Annotated in this window: 16 protein-coding genes; 4 read left to right on the top strand and 12 right to left on the bottom strand. The window is 41.3% G+C overall.

The window, feature by feature from the left end:
• Window positions 1-623: 623 nt before the first annotated feature.
• Together BM130_RS10420 and BM130_RS10415 are read left to right on the top strand one after the other, a co-directional pair.
• On the top strand, window positions 624-2,918 hold the full coding sequence (locus tag BM130_RS10420) for a sodium-translocating pyrophosphatase (RefSeq protein WP_074964377.1): 2,295 nt from the start codon (window positions 624-626) through the stop codon (window positions 2,916-2,918).
• A 147-nt stretch (window positions 2,919-3,065) separates the two neighbouring features.
• The gene (locus BM130_RS10415; protein ID WP_010527613.1) at window positions 3,066-4,031 is read left to right on the top strand and encodes a pyridoxal-phosphate dependent enzyme; all 966 of its coding nucleotides are present in this window, start codon (window positions 3,066-3,068) and stop codon (window positions 4,029-4,031) included.
• Here the strand turns inward: BM130_RS10415 and cls are convergent.
• Both cls and ribD read right to left on the bottom strand, forming a co-directional pair.
• The gene (gene cls / locus BM130_RS10410; protein WP_010527614.1) at window positions 4,015-5,577 is read right to left on the bottom strand and encodes a cardiolipin synthase; all 1,563 of its coding nucleotides are present in this window, start codon (window positions 5,575-5,577) and stop codon (window positions 4,015-4,017) included. The genes BM130_RS10415 and cls overlap by 17 nt on opposite strands.
• A 256-nt stretch (window positions 5,578-5,833) precedes the next feature.
• Entirely contained in the window at window positions 5,834-6,886 is a 1,053-nt protein-coding gene (ribD, locus tag BM130_RS10405; protein ID WP_010527615.1) for a bifunctional diaminohydroxyphosphoribosylaminopyrimidine deaminase/5-amino-6-(5-phosphoribosylamino)uracil reductase RibD, read from the bottom strand.
• A gap of 31 nt (window positions 6,887-6,917) precedes the next feature.
• Here ribD and prmC point away from each other — a divergent pair, with 31 nt between their 5' ends.
• Complete coding sequence (gene prmC / locus BM130_RS10400) at window positions 6,918-7,790, top strand: peptide chain release factor N(5)-glutamine methyltransferase (protein WP_010527616.1); 873 nt, start codon at window positions 6,918-6,920, stop codon at window positions 7,788-7,790.
• Here prmC and BM130_RS10395 read toward each other — a convergent pair.
• The 7 genes from BM130_RS10395 to BM130_RS10365 form a co-directional block, all read right to left on the bottom strand.
• Window positions 7,743-8,366, bottom strand: coding sequence for an acyl carrier protein phosphodiesterase (locus tag BM130_RS10395; RefSeq protein WP_010527617.1), 624 nt, complete (start codon window positions 8,364-8,366; stop codon window positions 7,743-7,745). The genes prmC and BM130_RS10395 overlap by 48 nt on opposite strands.
• Before the next feature lie 278 nt (window positions 8,367-8,644).
• A complete protein-coding gene (gene pfkA, locus BM130_RS10390; protein WP_010527618.1) occupies window positions 8,645-9,625 on the bottom strand; it encodes a 6-phosphofructokinase in 981 nt (326 codons plus the stop codon).
• 47 nt (window positions 9,626-9,672) lie between these two features.
• The gene (locus tag BM130_RS10385; RefSeq protein ID WP_010527619.1) at window positions 9,673-10,533 is read right to left on the bottom strand and encodes a 4-hydroxy-3-methylbut-2-enyl diphosphate reductase; all 861 of its coding nucleotides are present in this window, start codon (window positions 10,531-10,533) and stop codon (window positions 9,673-9,675) included.
• 235 nt (window positions 10,534-10,768) lie between these two features.
• Window positions 10,769-11,500 (bottom strand): (d)CMP kinase, encoded by a 732-nt coding sequence (gene cmk / locus BM130_RS10380; protein WP_010527620.1) that lies wholly within the window; start codon window positions 11,498-11,500, stop codon window positions 10,769-10,771.
• 40 nt (window positions 11,501-11,540) lie between these two features.
• Entirely contained in the window at window positions 11,541-12,572 is a 1,032-nt protein-coding gene (porQ, locus tag BM130_RS10375) for a type IX secretion system protein PorQ (RefSeq protein ID WP_010527621.1), read from the bottom strand.
• 133 nt (window positions 12,573-12,705) lie between these two features.
• On the bottom strand, window positions 12,706-13,188 hold the full coding sequence (locus tag BM130_RS10370) for a YkgJ family cysteine cluster protein (RefSeq protein ID WP_010527622.1): 483 nt from the start codon (window positions 13,186-13,188) through the stop codon (window positions 12,706-12,708).
• Window positions 13,189-13,308: 120 nt separating this feature from the next.
• Entirely contained in the window at window positions 13,309-14,196 is an 888-nt protein-coding gene (locus BM130_RS10365; RefSeq protein WP_010527623.1) for a DMT family transporter, read from the bottom strand.
• Between the two features lie 100 nt (window positions 14,197-14,296).
• Here BM130_RS10365 and BM130_RS10360 point away from each other — a divergent pair, with 100 nt between their 5' ends.
• A complete protein-coding gene (locus tag BM130_RS10360) occupies window positions 14,297-14,479 on the top strand; it encodes a TlpA family protein disulfide reductase (RefSeq protein ID WP_010527624.1) in 183 nt (60 codons plus the stop codon).
• Between the two features lie 654 nt (window positions 14,480-15,133).
• Here BM130_RS10360 and BM130_RS10355 read toward each other — a convergent pair.
• The 3 genes from BM130_RS10355 to BM130_RS10345 form a co-directional block, all read right to left on the bottom strand.
• Window positions 15,134-18,523, bottom strand: a complete 3,390-nt coding sequence (locus tag BM130_RS10355) for an efflux RND transporter permease subunit (RefSeq protein WP_237706132.1) — start codon at window positions 18,521-18,523, stop codon at window positions 15,134-15,136.
• Between the two features lie 37 nt (window positions 18,524-18,560).
• Window positions 18,561-19,709: an efflux RND transporter periplasmic adaptor subunit gene (locus tag BM130_RS10350; RefSeq protein ID WP_044138671.1), complete on the bottom strand. Its 1,149-nt coding sequence runs from the start codon at window positions 19,707-19,709 to the stop codon at window positions 18,561-18,563.
• A 91-nt stretch (window positions 19,710-19,800) separates the two neighbouring features.
• Window positions 19,801-21,156, bottom strand: coding sequence for a TolC family protein (locus tag BM130_RS10345; protein ID WP_010527627.1), 1,356 nt, complete (start codon window positions 21,154-21,156; stop codon window positions 19,801-19,803).
• Window positions 21,157-21,860: the final 704 nt, after the last annotated feature.

Below are 21,860 nucleotides of genomic sequence, written 5' to 3'. Positions count from 1 at the left end.
CACACCGAATAGCATATAGGCACATCTCATAAAACCGGACCAGTTAAACTTGGCATTTGTGAGCAAAAGGCTAAAATCATTTCCTGACATAAATCTACTGAATCGCTTGCTTACAGTCGATTCAGTCACCTGCATAATGTCGACGTAGTCGCTTGCATCGATGAGACACTACCATCTGCATCAATAAGTCAGCAACCCTTTTACACACTTTTTGCCAGATACAACCATTGGATAAATGCCAAACAGGGAGAGATTCCAGCTAACCAACGGAACATAATCCCAAACCTGCCAATACATACCAACCAACCGACTTTGAAATAGGGATTTTCCGGATAACTCACACGTCTTAATTAAGCAAAAGACAATAATCCCGCCACTGAAATTCGAAAATAAAATCAATTATCCACTAAAAATTTAAACATTCAACCCGGACCGACAAACCGATAAATTTTTTATCTTGTGGCTGTTTTGTCTTTTTTTGAAGCCAACCACCCAATAAAACAAGAATACCTGAGGCGATTAGAGGAGAATAATAAATAAAATAACAGAGGGGAAAGGGTTCACCTTTTTAACCAAAAGATAAAAATCAGTATTAATTATAATAACCAATAAATTTTAGAACTATGCTAAATCCAGTATTTTGGTTTGTTCCTCTCGCTTCTTTGATAGCGTTGTTTTTTGCCTGGTTCTTCTTCAAGCAGATGATGAAGAGTTCCGAAGGCAATGATACCATGAAAGAGATTGCCCGCCATGTAAGGGAAGGTGCCAATGCCTACCTGCGCAGTCAGTACAAAGTTGTGGGTAAGGTATTTGTTGTATTGGTCATTTTGCTGGCCATTTTGGCTTATTTTAACGTTCAAAATCCCTTTGTGCCTTTGGCATTTCTTACCGGTGGTTTTTTCTCGGGACTTTGTGGTTATTTAGGGATGAAAACCGCCACTTATGCTTCAGCCCGAACAGCGCATGGTGCTTCAAAATCGCTAAATCAAGGGCTTAAAATCGCTTTTCGTAGTGGTGCCGTTATGGGACTGGTGGTCGTAGGTTTTGGTCTTCTCGACATAGCAATGTGGTTTTACGTTCTCAACGAATGGATTTTTACCCCTGAACACATGCGTACGGGGTTAGAATTTGCCGGACTCACCTTTGTTCACCCGGGTATCACCGAAAGAGAGAAAATGATTGAGATAACCGTAACAATGCTAACCTTTGGTATGGGTGCTTCCACTCAGGCCTTATTTGCCCGTGTAGGTGGCGGAATTTTCACTAAAGCAGCAGATGTTGGTGCCGATTTGGTAGGGAAAGTAGAAGCCGGCATACCGGAAGATGACCCGCGTAACCCTGCTACCATTGCCGATAACGTTGGTGATAACGTTGGAGACGTAGCTGGTATGGGTGCCGACCTTTATGAATCTTATTGCGGTTCTATTCTTGCCACAGCAGCATTAGGGGCTTCTCTCCCGGCACTTACACCTACAGAACAAATGCAAGTGGTGTTGGCCCCGATGATTGTGGCAGCTGTAGGTATATTACTTTCTATTGCAGGAATCTTCTTTGTTAGGGCCAAAGAGTCGGCCACGCAAAAAAATCTGCTCACTTCTTTATTGTTGGGGACAGGCGGTAGTTCATTCCTGATACTAATAGCTTTGGCAATACTGGCTTATTTGGGCTGGATAACCTGGGGAATTTTTGGTTCGGTAGTAGTAGGTCTGTTGGCAGGTGTTATCATTGGTCAGGGAACCGAATATTTCACTTCTGATGAATACAGCCCAACAAAAGGGATAGCACGCCAAGGACTTCAAGGACCGGCAACCACTATCATTGAAGGAATTTCCGTTGGGATGTTTTCAACCTGGATACCGGTAGTCACCATTGTTGCAGGTATTGTTGGTTCATTTGGTTTTGCCGGTGGATTCTCCAATTTCGCCATGGGAGTTTACGGTATTGGATTTGCGGCCGTAGGAATGTTGTCAACATTAGGTATCACTCTGGCTACTGATGCATTTGGCCCAATTGCCGATAATGCCGGGGGTAATGCTGAGATGTCGGAACTACCACCCGAAGTACGCGAACGCACCGATGCACTGGATATGTTAGGTAATACAACTGCTGCCACCGGTAAAGGCTTTGCAATTGGGTCGGCAGCGTTAACAGCCATGGCCCTATTGGCAGCTTATATGGAAGAGATACGCTTGTGGCTGGGAAAACTGGCAAAAGCTTCGGTTGAAGGCATCCAACAAGTAGGTAATTACATCTTCTACCTGGCTGATAACCCGGAACCCGTTGTGGAAAAAGGACAAAAAGCCGTAGAAATATCAGCAGCTACCATTCGTGACTTTGCCGCAGCCTATGATTTATCGCTCTTTAATCCGTTGTTGCTGGCAGGGCTCTTTACCGGTGCCATGATGGCTTTTGTTTTTAGTTCAATGACGATGAAAGCCGTTGGACGTGCCGCCAGTAAAATGGTTGACGAAGTGCGTCGCCAGTTTAAGGAAATACCCGGTATTATGGAACGCAAAAACAAACCCGACTATGCCCGCTGCGTTGAAATATCAACCAAAGGTGCTCAACGCGAAATGATATTACCCTCACTACTGGCTATTGCTGTGCCTGTTATTGTTGGCGTAATATTTGGTGTTCCGGGTGTTGTGGGTCTCTTAGCCGGAGGACTAACAGCAGGTTTTACGCTGGCCATTATGCTGAATAATGCCGGCGGTGCATGGGATAATGCCAAAAAGTTCATTGAAAAAGGAAATCATGGCGGTAAAAATAGTGATGCACACCGTGCTACAGTGGTTGGTGATACCGTTGGTGACCCTTTTAAAGATACTTCCGGTCCATCATTAAACATTCTTATTAAATTGATGTCAATGGTATCGGTAGTAATGGCCGGTTTAACGGTAGCCTTTTCTTTATTTTAAATATTTTTGAATAATAATTTTGGTGTCGCATCTTCGGGTGATTGAAGCCTAAACAATCACTATGAAGATGCGACATAATTTTATAAATCTAATGCCAATCTTACCTTTGTATGCCGTTAAATATATGTTAGGCTTAACAATTGTTCTATGTCAACAATAATTACTTTTCGGGAAATACAGCAGGCATACCAACGCATTCACCCATTTATTAACCGTACACCGGTGGTAACCAATGCATCTTTAAACACCCTGCTGGAAACAACTATCTATTTTAAGTGCGAAAACCGTCAAAAATGTGGGGTTTTTAAATTCCGGGGTGCAACCAATGCCGTCCAATCCCTTACTCCGGAACAGGCAAAAAACGGCGTGGCCACCCATTCATCGGGCAACCATGCTGCGGCCCTTGCAATGGCAGCTATGCAACGCAACATCCCGGCATATATTGTCATGCCTCGTGATGCCCCGAAAACTAAAGTTGAAAATGTAGAACGTCATGGTGGCAAAATTACTTTTTGTGAACCTACTCTTCAGGCACGAGAAGAAGAGCTTAAAAAGGTAGTTGAAAAGACCGATGCAACATTTATTCATCCCTACGATTGTGCTGAAGTGATTTGCGGACAGGGCACCGCAACCATGGAAATGATTGAGGATTATGGTTCTTTTGATATAATAATGACGCCTGTAGGTGGAGGGGGGCTCCTCAGTGGAACAGCGTTGGCTGCAAAAAGCATGCTTCGTAATGTTCAGGTTATTGCCGGAGAGCCTGCCAATGCCGATGACGCCTTTCGCTCTTTAAATGCCGGACATATTATCCCCTCGCAAAATCCCGACACCATAGCGGATGGCCTTAAAACCTCTCTCGGAAAACTAAACTTCCAAATTATCAACCAATTTGTTGATAAAATTATTACTGTTTCCGAAGAGGCTATACGTAAAGCAATGGTGTTGCTACAACAACATACCGGAATGTTGGCCGAACCATCGTCGGCAGTACCTCTGGCCGCAATAATGGAAAACAAAGAAATCTTTAAAAATAAAAAGATTGGGCTGATACTTAGCGGTGGTAATATAACTAAAGAAACTTTCGACAGTTTGACTAAAGCAGGGGACTAAACAAGCGGGCAAAGGATTCTTTTACTTTTTCAATATATGGGCGTTCAATCCATTCGGGAAGAAGAATAATTTCGCTATTCCGTTGGTCTTCCAAAAAGGTTTCCTTCATTTCCTGAGCTGTAGCCTTATCATAAATAAAAGCGGTAGCTTCAAAATTTTGCTCAAAGCTTCGGAAGTCCATATTTGCCGAACCAACGATACTAATCTTATCATCGCAAACAATGGTCTTGGCATGTAAAAATCCTTTTTGATAAAAATATACCTGAACACCGGCCTCCAACAGTTCACGTATATAGGACCTTGAACAAAGAAGGGTGATAAAAGCATCACTCTTTTCAGGAATGATGATTCGAACATCAACGCCACTCAATGCCGCTGTTTTTAAAGCAAAAAGAACACTTTCGCTGGGCATAAAATAGGGTGTGGCAATATATAGGTAGTCGCGGGCTCTCACAATGGTATGAAAAATGCCCATCATAATAGCGGGCCAGTCAGAGTCGGGACCACTGGCCACAATTTGAATAACCTTATTGTTGACCGGTTCAGATACAGGGAAATAACCGGGGTCGGTCAATTCGGTCTCACTCACAAAAAACCAATCGGTCAGAAAAATAGATTGCAGAGAGTTTACAGCACTGCCTCGTATCATTATGTGGGTATCGCGCCAAATGCCATAAGATTTCATATCCCCATCCTTGTACCTGTCGGCAATATTATAACCCCCAATAAACCCTACACGCCCGTCAATAACTACAATTTTTCTGTGATTACGATAATTCACCTTGCTGGTAAGCAGCGGAAACCGAACCGGCAAAAAGGAATAAGCTTCTACTCCCGCCTCATTCATCTCGTCAAAGAAAGAACGTTTCAATTTCCAGCTTCCCACATCATCAACAATCAAACGAACTTCTACACCGGCTCGAGCTTTTTCTTTAAGAATTTGTTTAATTTGATAACCAATATTGTCTTCCTCAAAAATATAATATTCCAGGTGAATAAATTTTTGGGCATTATTTAGTTCCCTAAGTAGAGCTTCAAACTTATCTTTACCGTTATTTAAAAAAGTAACATCATTCCCGGAAGTCACTATAGAACTGCTGTTATTCAATAACAAACGGACAATACCCGTGGTGTCGGATGCAATTTCATTACCTTTTAAGTTCCCCTCGGTAAGTTGTATAATTTGCGAATGAGCCAGGTAATGCAACCGGTGTTGATTACGCATGCCTTTGCGGGCTATAATCTTCTCTTTACGAAAGTTTTGTCCAAAGAAGATATAAAACAGAAAGCCTAATCCCGGTAACAAAAGTAGTACAAGTATCCACGAAATGGTTTTTAACGGACTACGGTTTTCCAGCACAATCATAATCACAACCACAAGAATACTTATGGCATAACCCAATAATAAATAAGACAAAATACGACTGGAAAAAATACCGTTAATAATATCCATACCCGGAAGACTTTTATTGCGTTCTGAATCCGTTACGGTTTCATCCGTATAAAATTTACTTAAATCATTGGTCGGATGGAACTCGCATGACAAAGAGTTTTATACATTCTCTTTTGTGAAAATCTCTCATTGTCATGCTCGTTTCATCAGTATAAATTTTACTTACTTCATTGATATATTGACCCTTAAAAGCAGTCATTAGTGGTTAGTCATTAGTCATTAGTTAATCAACATTAGTCACTAATGACTGTTGACTAAGGACTAAAAACTTCTTCTGCCTTTATCTTTTATACTTTTGTATCCAAAGTAGCCATGCTAATTTCATTATAATAATTTGAATGTAAATTAACTATTTGTTTCGAAAAACAAACAGCCTACTGTTGCCAAATTTCTCTTCGCACTCAGGTTTTTGATGAATCACCGGTGCCTTAACACCGGAAATAAACCATTTCTCACCCACAAAAATGCGGGCTTCATCCCATAATCCGGCATCTAAAAACGCCTTTAGGATTAGACTACCACCCTCTATCATTACCGATTGTATATTACGTCGATATAATTCTGCCAATACTTGAGAGGGGATATTTCCCTGTGAAGAAACAGGGACTGCCTCTACCCCCGCAGGAAAAGATTGACCTTTTGAAGTAAAAACCAACGTGGGTACTTTTCCGTCAAAGAGTGAAAGGGTGTGTGGCAATTTTCCATACCTGTCTATTACCAGTCGCAGAGGGTCTGGTCCTGTCCAATCCCTTACTGTTAATGAAGGATTATCTTTCATTGCCGTAACTGTTCCAACAAGAATGGCTTGCTCAACACTCCGCCATTTATGTACCATTCGCTTGGCCCACGTGTCAGTAATCCATGTTGGACGTGCATCTGCCCCGATAGGTCTGTCGACATCCAGTAATCCATCACGTGTTTGAGCCCATTTCAATAAAACATATGGACGCTTCTTTTCATGATAAGTAAAAAACCGACGGTTTAATTCCCTGCTCTCTTTCTCCAAAACGCCTACCACCACCTCAGCTCCTGATGAACGTAACATCTCGATACCTTTCCCCGATACTTCCGAATAGGTATCTTGACATCCCACTACGACACGGGGAATCTTTTTTTCACGTATCAGCAGTGAGCAAGGTGGTGTTTTTCCGTAATGAGCACAAGGCTCGAGGTTAACATACAACGTAGACTCCTTCAACAGTGACTGGTTTTTTACGGCATTAATGGCATTAACCTCGGCATGGGGCTGACCAGCCTTATGGTGATATCCTTCCCCAATAATTTTCCCGTCGTGTACAATCACCGAGCCCACCATAGGATTGGGATATGTATTACCTTCGGCCATACGGGCCAGTTGAAGGCACCGTCTCATATAAAATTCATCTTGGTGTTGTTGTTCCATCTCACTAATTTTACAGCAGAAAAATATGCCTATGCCATCAACAGTAAAAGATATTGTAAAAACCATCCGAAAGGAACTTTCTGCGTTATATTCCTCTCACGAAGCGTTTCAAATGGCATGGCTGATTTTTGAGCACCTCTACGGCTGGTCAAAAACAGAACTATTACTAAATGATAACACAAAATTAACCGATTCGGATTACTTATTTGTTCAAAAAGCACTGGAAAGATTAAAAAAGAGGGAACCCATTCAATATATTCTTGGCAAAACAGAATTTTATGGTCTCCCCATCCGGGTCAATCCTTCGGTACTCATACCCCGTCCCGAAACCGAAGAGCTGGTTGAATGGATAATTCAAAGTGCATGGGAATCGGGCAGTATGGCACCTGCTATTTTGGACATAGGTACCGGAAGCGGATGCATCGCCATAGCATTGGCCAAAGCTTTGCCCAATGCCTCCGTATTTGCATGGGATGTATCTGAAGAGGCATTAAAAACAGCAAGTGATAACGCACAAATCAACGGGGTAAAGGTAAATTTCGAACAAAAAGATATCTTAAGTCCGGCACTACTAAACATTGAACATAAATGGGATATAATTGTAAGTAATCCTCCCTATGTGAGAGAATCAGAGAAAAAATTAATACAACCTCATGTATTGGATTATGAACCTCATCTGGCACTTTTTGTAAAAGATTCGGACCCTTTAATATTTTATCGTGCAATCACTTTATTTGCGCAAAAGAAATTAACCCAACAGGGGACCCTCTTTTTTGAAATTAACAGCGCTTTTGGGGAAGAAGTAAAAAAACTATTAACCGAATATGGCTTCGATAAAATAGAACTTCGTCACGACCTATCCGGAAAGTGCCGCATGGTTAAAGTCCGTAAACCGTTGGTGTGATGCCAGAAATTGTGTCACTGAGGCTTCTATGGAAGGCATAAACTTGAAAAACTGTTGTTGAAGGTCGGTATAATGATTTTGAAGTTGTTCAAGTGCATAATCCGATTTATCGGGCAGGGATGAGTGCGACGACATAATGCGCAAAGTTTTCTCCACACCCTCCAAATATTGATAATTTTCCAGTCTTCGGCTTTTAATTAAAAAAGGAAGAAACTGCTTAACCTTTAAAGGCAGGGAAAAATAGTGCCTCAATAAAATCCTGTGGGCACGGTTCACAAAATCATGCAATGGGATGTTTGAATAGTTCGACCAGTTAGCCGCCAGAAAATGGTCATAAACGATATCACACACCACTCCCGCATATCGATGATACCCCTCTTTAAAAAGCGCGGCACTTTTCAATACCTCAGGATGGCAATCGGTAAATGTGTCAATATGACGATGTAAAAGAATCCCCTGCTGAATTGTCCCGGTATATCGGGTAAATTGCCGGCCTTTTACATAGTCGCCAATGAAATTACCAACAAGCAATCCGCTATCATCCCCCGACAAATATAGATGTGCCAGATAATTCATTCGTATATAATTTATTTAACTCATTGGCCGAATGGAACTCGCATGGCTTAATAAAATTTATACATGTCCTTTTGTGGCAACAGCCGCCATGCTCGTTTCATCAGTATAAAATTTATCTAACTCATTGGCCTGATGAAACAGATAATTAGCCTTCGGTCAATAGTCTTTGGTATAGCCATAACTAATGACTATTGACTTTTCACTAATTAAAAAAACCCCTCTGCCAATGGTACTCACATTATCAGGGAAAATTTCAAATCAAGGCCGGCAAGACGAACCTAAATTGAAAGAATATTGGTCAACTCTAATAATTGAGGATTCAATGACTTTTTATTTTTCAATGCCTGGTTGAAAGGTGTATGCACCACTTTGCGGTCAGATAATCCTACCATAATATTTCGTTGACCATCCAGAAGAGCCGATACCGCAGCAACCCCCAACTGACTGGCCACTACTCTGTCAAAAGCAGAAGGAGAGCCCCCTCGTTGTATATGACCCAAAATGGTAACACGTACATCATATTCAGGATGGTCTCTGCCAACTCTTTCCGCTATTTTAATGGCACCACCTATTTCATCGCCCTCAGCCACCAAAACAATGCTACTCGATTTGGTCTTTCGGTATTCATTTTGTAAGAAACGGTCCAACTGTGAATAATCGGTCTTAATCTCAGGCACAAGGATAGCTTCTGCACCTGAGGCAATTCCGCTTCTAAGTGCCAGGAAGCCGGCATCGCGCCCCATCACTTCAATAAAAAACAACCGGCTGTGAGCAGTTGCCGTATCCCTTATTTTATCAACAGCCTGCACAACGGTATTCAGCGCGGTATCATATCCTATGGTATAATCGGTACCATAGAGGTCATTATCAATGGTTCCGGGGATGCCAACAATGGGGATGTTAAACTCTTCACCAAAAATTCTGGCACCGGTAAAGGTTCCATCGCCACCTATTACCACCAAAGCATCTATTCCTCTTTTCTGAAGGTTTTCATAAGCTTTTTTTCGTCCTTCTTTGGTTTTAAATTCCATGCTTCGGGCCGATTTCAAAATGGTTCCACCGGTCTGAATAATATTACTAACCGATTTGGAAAACATCTCCTCCATTTCATCATTTATCAGGCCCTGGTACCCTTTTTTAATTCCGATAACTCTTAAGTTATTATAGATACTGCCTCTTACCACCGCACGGATGGCTGCATTCATACCGGGGGCGTCACCTCCCGATGTTAATACACCAACACATTTAATTGAACTCATAGTAATATTTTTTGGTCCGAATCTGTGAATTCTATGTTTCTTTACTATTAAAAAGACCTTATTTTTTCGGCCACTTTTTCCATTAACCACTGGGGCGTAGAGGTAGCACCACAAACGCCCACACTTGCCGGATATATATCAAACCAGGCAGCCTGCAGTTCTTCCGGGCCCGTAATAAAATAGGTTTTCGGATTAACAGCCACACACGCCTGATAAAGTGATTTTGCATTGCTGCTTTTGGTACCGCCCACAAAGATAACTACCTCATGTCGGGATGCAAACTTTTGTAAATGAGGTGCCCGATTGGATACCTGCCGGCAAATAGTATCATGAATTCTAACCTCAACACCTTTCCTGGCCTGTTGTATTAAGGCTTCGGCAATTTTTTTAAATCCGGCAGGACTTTTGGTGGTTTGTGAAAACAATACCACCGGACGTTCGGCATCGACCCTCTTAATATCTTCCTCACTCTCAATTATAATCGCTTCATAATCGGTTTGTCCCGCCAAACCTCTTACTTCAGCATGTCCCTTTTTCCCGTATATGGCCACCTGACCACCTTTTTCTTTCATCTCTTCCCAAGCGCGTTTCACCTTTTTCTGAAGCTGAAGCACAACCGGACAAGTAGCATCAATAAGTTTGAGCTGATTCTTTCGGATGGTGGCATAGGACTCTGGTGGCTCGCCATGAGCACGAAACAATACTGTCCCTTCCTGTAATTCATTAAATGTATTATGACCAATTCCGGCCAGTCCCATTGAATTAAGCCTTGCCACTTCCCTGTCGTTATGCACAATATCGCCCAAAGAATATATAGGACGACCACTACCCAGTTCTTCTTCTGCCTTGGTGATGGCTCTTATTACACCAAAACAGAATCCCGACTTATCATCTATCTCTACATGCATTGGTCTACTTTTTTCCCTTCCGGCAAAAAAATTCATCGGTATATCAAATTAATTGGTCTGATGGAACGCGCATGGCAAAAGTTTATACATGTACATATTGTACCAAAACTTCTTAATCATGCTCGTTGCATTCGCACAATATTTACCTAACTCATTGCCCAAATGTAACTTAAAATTAGTTTTTAGTGGTTAATCGATAGTCATTGTGATAATTGCACTTTTGACTGTACACTAATCACAAAAAACTTTTTCCACCTTCTGTCTGTGCACTTTTATCTATATCATTTATCTTGTTTAAAATCCACTCCAATTGTTCCCGGCGGGTCATATGGCTATTGTCGAGAACTAATGCATCATCAGCCTGTTTTAAGGGGCTCTCAGAACGTGTGCTGTCAATTTTATCACGTTCTTTGATATTTTCAAGTATCTCTTCAAACTTAGGGGTAAGTCCCTTTGCGACCATCTCATCATACCGTCTTTTAGCACGGATTTCAGGTGATGCTGTCATGAAAATTTTTAAGTCGGCATTGGGAAAGACAACAGTACCTATGTCACGGCCATCTAATACAACACCTCCTTTTTCTCCCATTCGTCGCTGCAACGCCACCAAATGCTTTCGTACAAAACCCAATGCACTTATCGGACTCACATTGTTACTAACCTCTAAACTCCGGATTTTTTCTTCTACATTTTCCCCGTTCAGATAAGTCTCATTCAACTTTTTATCCGGATTAAGACGGAAATCAATTACAATATTCTCTAAATTATTCCGTAGTTGTTCTTCATTTATTTTTCCGTCGACAATCATATTTTGACGTAAGGCAAATAAAGTAACAGCCCGGTACATGGCACCGGTATCGATATAGGCAATGTTTAACATCTTTGCCAAATCACGTGCTACAGTACTCTTCCCGCATGAAGAATGACCATCTATAGCTATTATAATGGAACGAATATCTTTTTTCATAATAGTAGGCAAAGATAATGAAAGGCTTTTACCTTCCTGATTAAAATTCGGAAATATTGGTTGAAATGGAAAAATGATTGGATGAAGATGCCAAATGATAACGTGCTGAGCTATATCCAAAACGAAACTTATAAATTCGCAACCCAAAGCCCCAGGAATAGCCCACTGTCGACATGTTTGAATCGATTTTAAGCTCGTGTCTTCTCCGGGCATTCAATCCTGCTGCTATATAAAAATTATCGGTTGGAACAAACTCAACACCAAAAACCAAATGCCTAAGTACAAGTTCCCCAAATCCGGCATTGGCACTCTCGGGTTGAGTCAAAGTGATTCCATATTCGTTGTCCGGTATCTCAAAATCCAGGGAACCTGACAGCAAATCTCTGGCTGTTAACGAGAACCGAAAGGGTGCATGGGCCAGCTTTAAAGAGGCGCCTACAAGCAAATCGGCCGGTATTGACTCGGTAGGACTATCGCTATAAGAACTGAGCTGACGACCAACATTACGCAACAACAATCCGGCACGAAAACGGCCGTTGCGATGATGGTAATGTATCCCGGCATCGGCCGCCAAACCCCAGGAATGATAACTTTCAATAGTACTAAAGACCGGTTTAAAGGTGATGCCTGCCGATAGTCGTGGTGAAAGAGCCATCGAATATCCCAAAAACATTACTGTTTCCGAAGCACTAAAATTCCCGCTAATGACCCCGGCCTGGTCGGCCATTATCATATTCCCATATCCTAAATGATTAAGGCCGCCAAAAAAGGTTCCTATTCCTGCCTTATGCCATACATATGAAACGTAACCATAATTAATATCGGCAATATAAGGTGAAACGCCCAGGGCGGTATTATTATGCATTGAAGAATCGGCCAGAGAAGGATTAAACAAAGCCAACGATGGGTCACGGTCGTAAAGGGCTGCCTGATAGCCCCCCAAAGCATTCATGTGCGCAGAAGGTGTAAGGTACAGTATCCCGAAAATTGCTTCACCACCAATTTGCCCTGGCGATGAAAGCGGCAATAACATTACAAACAAGAAAAAAACGATGTACTCTTTAATTCGCATCCAACCGTAATATTTACAATTTTAAATAAACGCTATGCCATTGGGCTTTATTGCCGGTAAAATTACTATAAATATGTTATTTAGGCCGACTTTAACAAAGTAGTATTGGTATTGGAAAAAAAGTGACCGAGGTTTAATACTCTTTTTTCAATCCATTCACAATATCGAGTACTGCCGGGCATACCAGCGTATTCCGCCACGTTAGATTCAATATTTGATGAAACCGTTTACGGTTGGTATGCGGGTATTCACGGCAGGCGCGGGGACGAACCTCATAAATCATACAATAGTTGTCGCCCATTAAAAAGGGACAAGGGGCCTGACGGAACACATAATCACCCTCTTCGTCCAATCTCAGATATTGGGTTATCAATTCGGAAGGTTTCATCTTCAGGTGTTTGGCAATGCGGTCAATATCTCTGTCGATAACAATCGGACTGGTTGTCTTGCAGCAGTTGGCACATTCCAGACAATTGACCTCCTGAAAAGTTTCCTCATGCAGTCGATGCACTACTTCATCCAGATTTTTTGGCTTTCGGCGACCCAACCTTTTTAAAAACGCCTTGTTTTCTTCTGACTGATTGCGAGATATAGTTTTAAATTTCTCCAGGTTCATAACTTCTACATACTATATGATATACAGAAAAAATAGTTTTGGCTATAAAAAAGACTACTCTTACTTACGAAGATTAAACAAATAACTCATTCCCAACTAAAAAGTTAAATCCGGAAATCATCAATGACTTTTTCGTGTTTGCCACTGAGAGATAAACAAACCACTCATAACAATGGCTATACCAACCAGTTTTCTGACAGTAAGGACCTCATCCAAAATCATCCACGCGAACACCGCAGTAAAGACCGGAATCATATTGGTAAAAACATTAGCCCGGGTTATACCTACCTGCGATATGCCGTAAGCAAAAAAGATAAAAGCAAAAGAAGATGCAAAAATGGCCAGCAACAAAAGAGCCTTTATCGCCTCACCACTTACAGGCTTAGAAACCAGACCATCCAACTCATTAAAATAAAAGAAAGGAAAGAAAAACCCTATCCCGAATAAATTTTGCCAGGCAGTAAGGTTTACAGGCGAATAGCGTGTTGCCATCTTTTTTATCATCACCGAAGCCGACAAGGCTGCAAAAATAGCCAAAGCCATAAAAAGAAGCCCTTCGATTGGTGCAGAAAGTTCAAACCCATTCTCAAACAATATCAATGCCACCCCAACAAACGAAATCACCAATCCAACCAGGTTAAGAAATGAAAACCGCTCTTTCATAAAAATCATCCCCGGGATAGGTGAAAATAACGGAATAGTACTCACAATAACCGAACCCATCGTAGAAGAGAGGTAATTCAATCCATTACTCTCACCCATAAAATAAAGAAAGGGTTGAAAAAATGAGAGGGCAATCATTCCCGTCAGGTCATGCTTTCGCAACGGCTGATACTGACCGGTCAAAAACAAATAGCCAAAAATAAAAACAGAACTGATTACCAACCGAAGCCAGATGGTGGATACCGGGGTAAAAACGGTAAAAGCCACCTTTGTCCACACAAATGAAAAAGCCCAAAAGAGCATGGCGCCCGTCAGGGCTGCAAATACTTTGATACGATGGTTCATCGATTTGGGTATGAATGAATGCTACAAAGGTACATCACATTTTGAAATGAAACGAGAATGACCAAAAAAGTTTGTCACAACAAAGGGCGCATGGAACAAAATGATACCCGATATCCACGGACATCATTTCAGAGTTAGTGATGCCCAGTGGAAATATTGGTATGAAACCTTCGAAATAAAAGGCGTTCCCACCTTTATGATTATTAATAAAGAGGGCAAACAAACCGCCCGATACACCGGATTTCCGGGCGTGAATGCAATCCGAAAAGCTATTAATCAATAATGAGATATCCTTTTTATTAGAAAATCATTAAATCAAAGGCTGTCCCCAAGGTTGCAGACAGCCTTTTTTATGCCACAACAACCCTATTTCATTTAATAGATTATAAAGACTAATTACTTATCAAGTACCCCCTTTCCTCTCGATAATTTTTGGGAACAGTACTTTTAACCTAAAACCAATCTCACCCGGAAAAAAGATCTCCCTTACCATCGCAAGAGGCTCTTTTATGTCGGGAGAAGTGGGGACCATTTGCTTCGGAAGAAATGTCGCCACCCCTCGGAGGGAACCTCTCACTCCCCTCGGAGTGAGACTCTCACTCCCTTCGGAGGGAACCTCTCACTCCCCTCGGAGTGAGACTCTCACTCCGCTCGGAGGGAACCTCTCACTCCGCTCGGAGGGAATCTTTCCCTAGCCCCGAAGGGAGACTCTCCCTAGCCTCGAAGGGAAACTCTCCCTAGCCCCGAAGGGAGACTCTCCCTAGCCTCGAAGGGAAACTCTCCCTAGCCCCGAAGGGAGACTCTCCCTAGCCTCGAAGGGAAACTCTCCCTAGCCCCGAAGGGAGACTCTCCCTAGCCGGCCAGGGAAGGTCTCCCTTTTCTCGACACGAATATCTTTGGCTTAAAAACAGATGTCCTTTCTTCGCTTTGGGAAGAATCATCTCTGGCCGGTATTGGAAAATTTATTTCTTACCCGCACAGCCAAATTATACATAACGGGCACCATCACCAGAGTCAGGAAGGTAGCAGTAGTAAGTCCAAAAATTATGGTCCAAGCCATGGGTCCCCAAAAGTCGGCATTGTCGCCACCAAAATAAATGTTTGGGTCGAGGCGGGTGAATAATCCGAAAAAGTCGAAATTCATACCAGTAGCTAAAGGCAACAATCCTAAAACCGTTGTAATGGCCGTCAAAAGGACGGGTCGTAAACGTGTTTTCCCGGCCTTAATAACACTGTCGATTTCCTCCTGAGGTGAAAGTCGCTCTCCTTCACCGATATTTCTTTCCATTTTCTTTTCTTTCCTTACAATGTCAATATAATCAATCAGCACAATTCCGTTGTTCACCACAATCCCTGCCAGGGAAACAATACCCACACCGGTCATCAGAATGACAAAGTCCATTCCGAAAGTTCCAAGACCCATAAAAACACCGATGGTACTAAGAACTACAGTTGTGAGAATAATGGCCGGTTTGGCTGCTGAATTAAACTGTGTAATAAGAATCATTGCTATCAACGCAATGGCAATAAGCAAGGCTTTAAACAAAAAATCGGAAGTTTCTTTCTGGTCTTCCTGCTCCCCGGTCATTTCCCAACGATAGCCCGGTGGCATTTCAAAGTTGTTCAAAAGTTGCCGAATCCGGGCATTGATCAGGTTGCCGTTATAACCCTCAATAAGATTGGAAGAAAGAGTAATGACCCTCGTATTATCCTTTCTTTTAATATCCTCATAAGTAGACCCATACGAATAATCGGCCACCGATGATATGGGGATATGATAACTATTCCCATTCTTTTCCACCTTGATTTTAAAATTCATCAAAGCAGAAACATCGTGACGAAATCGATCCGCCAATCTGACCATAATATCATATTCGTCTTCGCCATCCTTATAGGTATCGGCCTTCGAACCGTACAAGGCTGTCCGAAGGGCACCGGCAACCATCTGAGTAGAGAGGCCCATTCGCCGCACCTTATCGCGGTCGATGTGTATCTCCATTTCAGGTTTATTCATGTTAATATCCATCTCCAGATTCTCAATACCTTCGATATGACTGTTATCAATAGTGTTTTTAATTTGAGAAGCCACCTCAACCAACTTTTCAAATTCATCACCCGAAATTTCAATATTGATGGGTTTACCAACCGGCGGGCCATTTTCTTCTTTCTCAACAAAGAATTTAGCACCTGTAAAATTTCGAAGCGAATCACTTAATTCTTTCATAATTTTTGAGGTATTAATACCCTCCCGATACTGATAATCGACAAATGTTATGGTAGTTAAAGACTTATTAGGACTTCGGTTAGACTCGAAAAATCCCCCTTTCCCATTTCCCACATTTACGACTACCGACTGTACGATATGTCGATAGGGTTCGAGTACTTTGTCGATAATTTTCTCAGCTTCGACAGAGATTTCATTGGTTTTATCAATGTCGGTGCCTAAAGGCAACTCCATGGTAACAAAAACGGTTTTAGGTTCATTCTCAGGGAAAAAGACAACATAAGGTTTGGTCATGGCGAAAAATACAATTGAAAAGAATAAAAGAAGTATCATTCCGCCAAACAACCACTTAGAAGTACGCCGCCCCAACGCTTTTTTCAGTGTCAATTCGTACAAATGCTCTAATTGAAGCAATAATTTGTGCTGAAAGTGATATGCCGCCGGTTTAAGGACATAAAGATTTAAAAGGGTTAACAGAAGAGGTAATATCAACAGGTTACCCCACAGAATACTGCCGGCTATATAACTTATTATCCCAATCAAAGCCAAACTACCGCATATCCAAAACAATCGACGATTATTCCCTTTCTCATTAACGGCTTTTTCGTGCTTCATAAACTGCAAAGCAAACACAGGATTCAAAATAAGAGCCACGAAAAGAGACGATGATAATACAATAATTAAGGTTATGGGCAGATACTTCATAAACTCACCCATTATGCCGGGCCATAGCAATAGCGGGAAAAAAGCTGCAAGGGTTGTCGCTGTAGAACTAATTATGGGCATGGCTATTTCACTAACCCCTTTCTGAACAGCTTTAAAGCGAGGATATCCCTCTTCAAAATGTCGATAAGTATTCTCAACGGCTACAATGGCATTGTCGACCAACATTCCCAAAGCCATCAACAATCCAAAAAGAATCATGGTATTAATAGTATATCCTAACTCCCCTAATATCAAAAAAGAAATGAACATAGACATAGGGATAGCCAAACCCGTAAAAAGTGCATTACGCAAGCCCATAAAAAGATACAGCACCACCATAACAAAGAGCATCCCCATAATTATGGAATTCTCCAGATTGCTGATTTGGTCACGGATATAAACCGATTGGTCATCGGTAATAGTAATATTCAAGTCGGGCGGCAATGATTTAGTTGCTTGTTTTTGTTTTATGATATTGAATATTTTATCGGTAGCATCCAACAGGTTTTCACCACTTTTTTTCACAATCGACAGAGTAACCACCGGTTGTTTGTCAAGGCGCGAAATGGAAGAACGCTCTTCAAACCCGTCAATTACCTCTGCCACATCGCGCAAATAGACCACTTTACCGTTTTCGCTTTTCACGATTGTGTTTCGAATCTCCTCCATGTTTTTGTAATCGGCATCGGTACGTACCGATCGTCGGGTACCGTCAACAACGACTTCGCCGGCACCTATGGTAACATTTTCCGACCTCAGGGCGAATTCAATATCACTGAATTCCAAATTGGCATTCTCTAATTTCAGAGGGTCTACATGAACTTTTATTTCTCGTTCGTCAACACCTTTAATGTCGGCTTCACGCACCTCACGCAATGATTCAAAGTCGTCTTGCAGCTCCTCTGCAAACTTCTTTAATTCTACAATACTATAATTGCCTGACAAGTTAATATTGAGCACAGGAAATTCAGAAAAATCAATATCTTCAGTAATGGGGTCGGTATCCAAATCTTCGGGCAGTTCACTTTTTGCCTTATCTACCTGGTCTTTTGTATCCTGCAACGCCTTTTGAACTTCCACATCGGTTTCGAATTCCACCAAAATCAAACTAATATCCTGGAAAGAGGCAGAAGAGAAACGCTTTACCCCTGTCAAATCTTTCAGCTCCTTTTCAATAGGTCGTGTAATAAGATTTTCAATATCGAGGGGACTGTTCCCCGGATAAGGTGTTGAAACCATGATATAGGGTACAACAATTTCGGGGAACAACTCTCGTTGCATACTATTATAGGAAATCAGACCTGCTATAAAGAGAAAAATGGTAAGAACAAAGACTGTATTTTTATTCTTTAGTGCCGCCAGGGTAGGGCCAAATTTTCTCTCAACTACTTTCTTCAAATTGTTTTCGGAATATTCTTGCATTTCTAATTATAAATCAAAGTTGTTTATCAATATTCAAAAACGTTCCGTCAGTAACCTGGTCATACCCACTTGAAATAACTAAAGTTCCGGGCACCAGGCCACTATCAACAACCGACTGATTATTATCCCGGAAACTGGTAGTAATGTATTTTTTTCGGGCAATGAAAACATTATTGGAATCATTCTCGGCGACAAAAAGGAATTCACCCTTAAAATCTTTCTTAACAAAAAGTGAAGGGACAACCAGAGCCTTGGTGATTTCAGCTACTCTGATTTTTAACTCACCCATCAGGTTGGGCTGTAATTTTTGATTTTGATTGGTCAAATTAACCCGCAACGAGAAAGTTCTGCTATCCGGGTCGATAACCGAAGAGGTCCGGTAAATGGCTTCCGTGGTATTGATGCCCAACACCGGGAAACTAACTAAAACCGTATCACCCTGATGAATTTTTCCCAAATATTGTTCCGATACATCGGCAGTGATATAAACATCACTGAGGTTGACAATCCGGGCAAAAGGGATAGCCGGTCCGGCCATTTCACCTTGTCTTTGAATAAGCTCATCCACCACACCATTGATAGGTGCTTTAATAACCGCCATTTCCAATTGAGCCTCCAGGCCTTGCAAGCGCTTTTCCAAAGCCTTCATATTTGACTCTGCCTGCAAAAACTCTACTTCGCTGCCAATATTCTGGTCCCATAAGTTTTTTCTTCGCTGATAGAGTGTACGTGCCAGCTGCAAATTCACTTTAACCTCATCAATAGACTGTTCTATAATATCGGTATTTAACCGGCCAAGCACCTGCCCCCGGCTAACAACCTGACCCTCTTTTACGGAAACAGATTCAATAACTCCTGCTGTTTCGGGGCTTACAATAATATTTTGATCGGTAGCCACATTCCCGGTAACTTCAATAAATTGTTCAAACCGTGTAGGATTTAACCGTAGCACTTCAACGTTAACACGGTTGTCCAATTTTTCTTCATTTCTCAATTCTGCTTCCAACTCATCAATCTTGGATTTTATTTCGGCGAGTTGTTTCTTTAATGTTTCTAATTGCTGTTTTTTTATCTCACGTTCATTGGCAGGAAGATCGGCACTACAACCCACCCCGGCAATTACCAATGAAAAAAGTAGAAATACAAATAATAGATGTTTCATAATTAACTGATAATTTATTTTTTCTAATCCATAGGTCAATCGATACCTGAGAAAGGTAAAATGTTGCATCCGGTTTTGTCAAGCCGTCAGACTACAATTTCCCAATGGCTTTTAAGTAATCGATTTTGGCATTCATTAGGTTAAGAATGGCGTTCACGTAATTTATTTGTGCTTGAACAAATTGTCCCTGCAGCTGATTGAGCTCGAAGCTTCCCACAATGCCATTAGAAAATTTCACCCTGGTTTTGGAATAGATGTCTTCGGCTAATGCTTTACTTTCTTTGGCAATATCAAGTTGGTCAAGGGCACTATAATAATTGGTCAGAGCGGTTAAACTTTGGGTCTGAATATTCCTTAAAGTTTGTTGTTGCTCATTGAGGCTTTTATCCCATGCCAGTTTTTGTTGCTGAACCTGAGCATGTCTCATCCCTGATGAGAATAGCGGCATAGAAACGGTTATCCCCACAAACTGGGCCTTGTACCATTGTTCTTTAAAAATATTCCAGCTGTCACCATATCCGCTTTTCTGATAAGTATAAAATGCACTTATTTCGGGCAGGTACTGTGCTTTAGCATTTTTGAGTAGCAATCGTTGACTTTCGGCATTGGTATTCGCAATTTTATAATCGATGTGTTCAACGGGGGCCCATTTTTCAGTCTCTTGCTGTTCGACTAACCTTTGCGATAAAGTTTCTAACTTGTCGGTAAGGATTAGCTGGCGGTCTTCATCCAATCCCATTGAAAAGCGTAAAACTGCTAAAGCCACCTCTTCATTTCGTTTCGTCTCTACAATTTGTTTTTCAGCTTCCCGCACCATTAGTTTAATCTGCGATACATCCATCGATTCACGAAAACCATTATCAAACATGGCTTCGGTCTCTTTTAAGGTTCCCTTATTAATTTCCAGATTCTCTTTAAAGGCATTGTAATTTTCACGAGCCGCCAAAACCAGAAAATACGCTTTGGCTACGGCATCACGAATTTGAATTTCGGTCTTTTCGTCCTGATGTCGGGTAAGGTCAAGAAAAACTTTGGTGGCTTCGAGACCAACAAAATATGAACCCTTAAAAATCATTTGCATGGCCGAAACAGAATAGGAACCATCATAAGCCGTAGAAAACGATATTGGTACTTTATCACCGGGTCCGATTCCGGGTGGAAGCATATCCTCAGGAATTATTTCGGCGGGAAGCAGACTTACAGGCACATCGATAGAATGGTTGTATTGAGCCGAAAAGTCAATTTGCGGCAATCCCGAAGCAATGGTTTCCCATAGTTTTTTCCTGGCCGACTTAATATCAAGTTCCGAGCTTATTTTTTGATAAGCATGTTTAGATGCATAACTCATGGCATCTTCTAAAGAAAATGACAGTGTATCGGCATTCGACTGTGCAAAAACGTTGGTACTTAAAATTGCAACTATTAACAATAAACTCTTAAACCTCATTCCCTATTTTATTTATTCATACTATTTGTTAACAACTTATTAATGAGAGACAAAAAAACTCATATCTCCTACCTGCATTCCCATTTGTTGCCATCTTCATCATGTACAGATGGTCGGCAAAAACCAAAACCAATCATTGCAATATTCAGGTTATCATTTTTTTAAACCATTGATTTTGCAGCAAAGGTAAGTAGTATAGCGCACCGAAAACTCATGCACTGTAAAAAGTTTCCTGAGTTTCCGCCGAACAAGCGAAATTGGACGATAAACAACGAATCATTACTAACCGGAACCAAAATTCACCTCATTTAAAAAAAGACTCGTACTATTAAGCAAAAGGATTTCCCGGTTTAAATGAGATTTGTTGGATAAGGGCATGCAGAAAGTGCACGGTCAGGAGGCGGAAGTGGTCTAATTCAATTTCGGGGAAAGATATTCAGCCATTCAGCGAATTCGGGACAATGAACACAGGCCGGAAGAACCACACAACAACTTTTATATTAACCAATTAGGTTTATCATACTCAAATAATTATAAGAACCCGCGCTAAGGTTCTGAAAATAAAATCTTGTTTACATTCATTATTAGTTAGATAAAAGAATAAATAAGAACAATTTACGTTTAATCTGTTATAAACAGACAAGTAACGGAAAAAACGCATATATCTTTGACCAAAAGGGAGATAATTTATTATTTTTAACAAT

It is taken from the genome of Thermophagus xiamenensis, assembly GCF_900112795.1.
Taxonomy (GTDB): Bacteria; Bacteroidota; Bacteroidia; order Bacteroidales; family Marinilabiliaceae; genus Thermophagus; species Thermophagus xiamenensis.
Note: the sequence above shows the minus strand (reverse complement) of the source record. Positions and strands in the feature narration are given on the sequence as shown.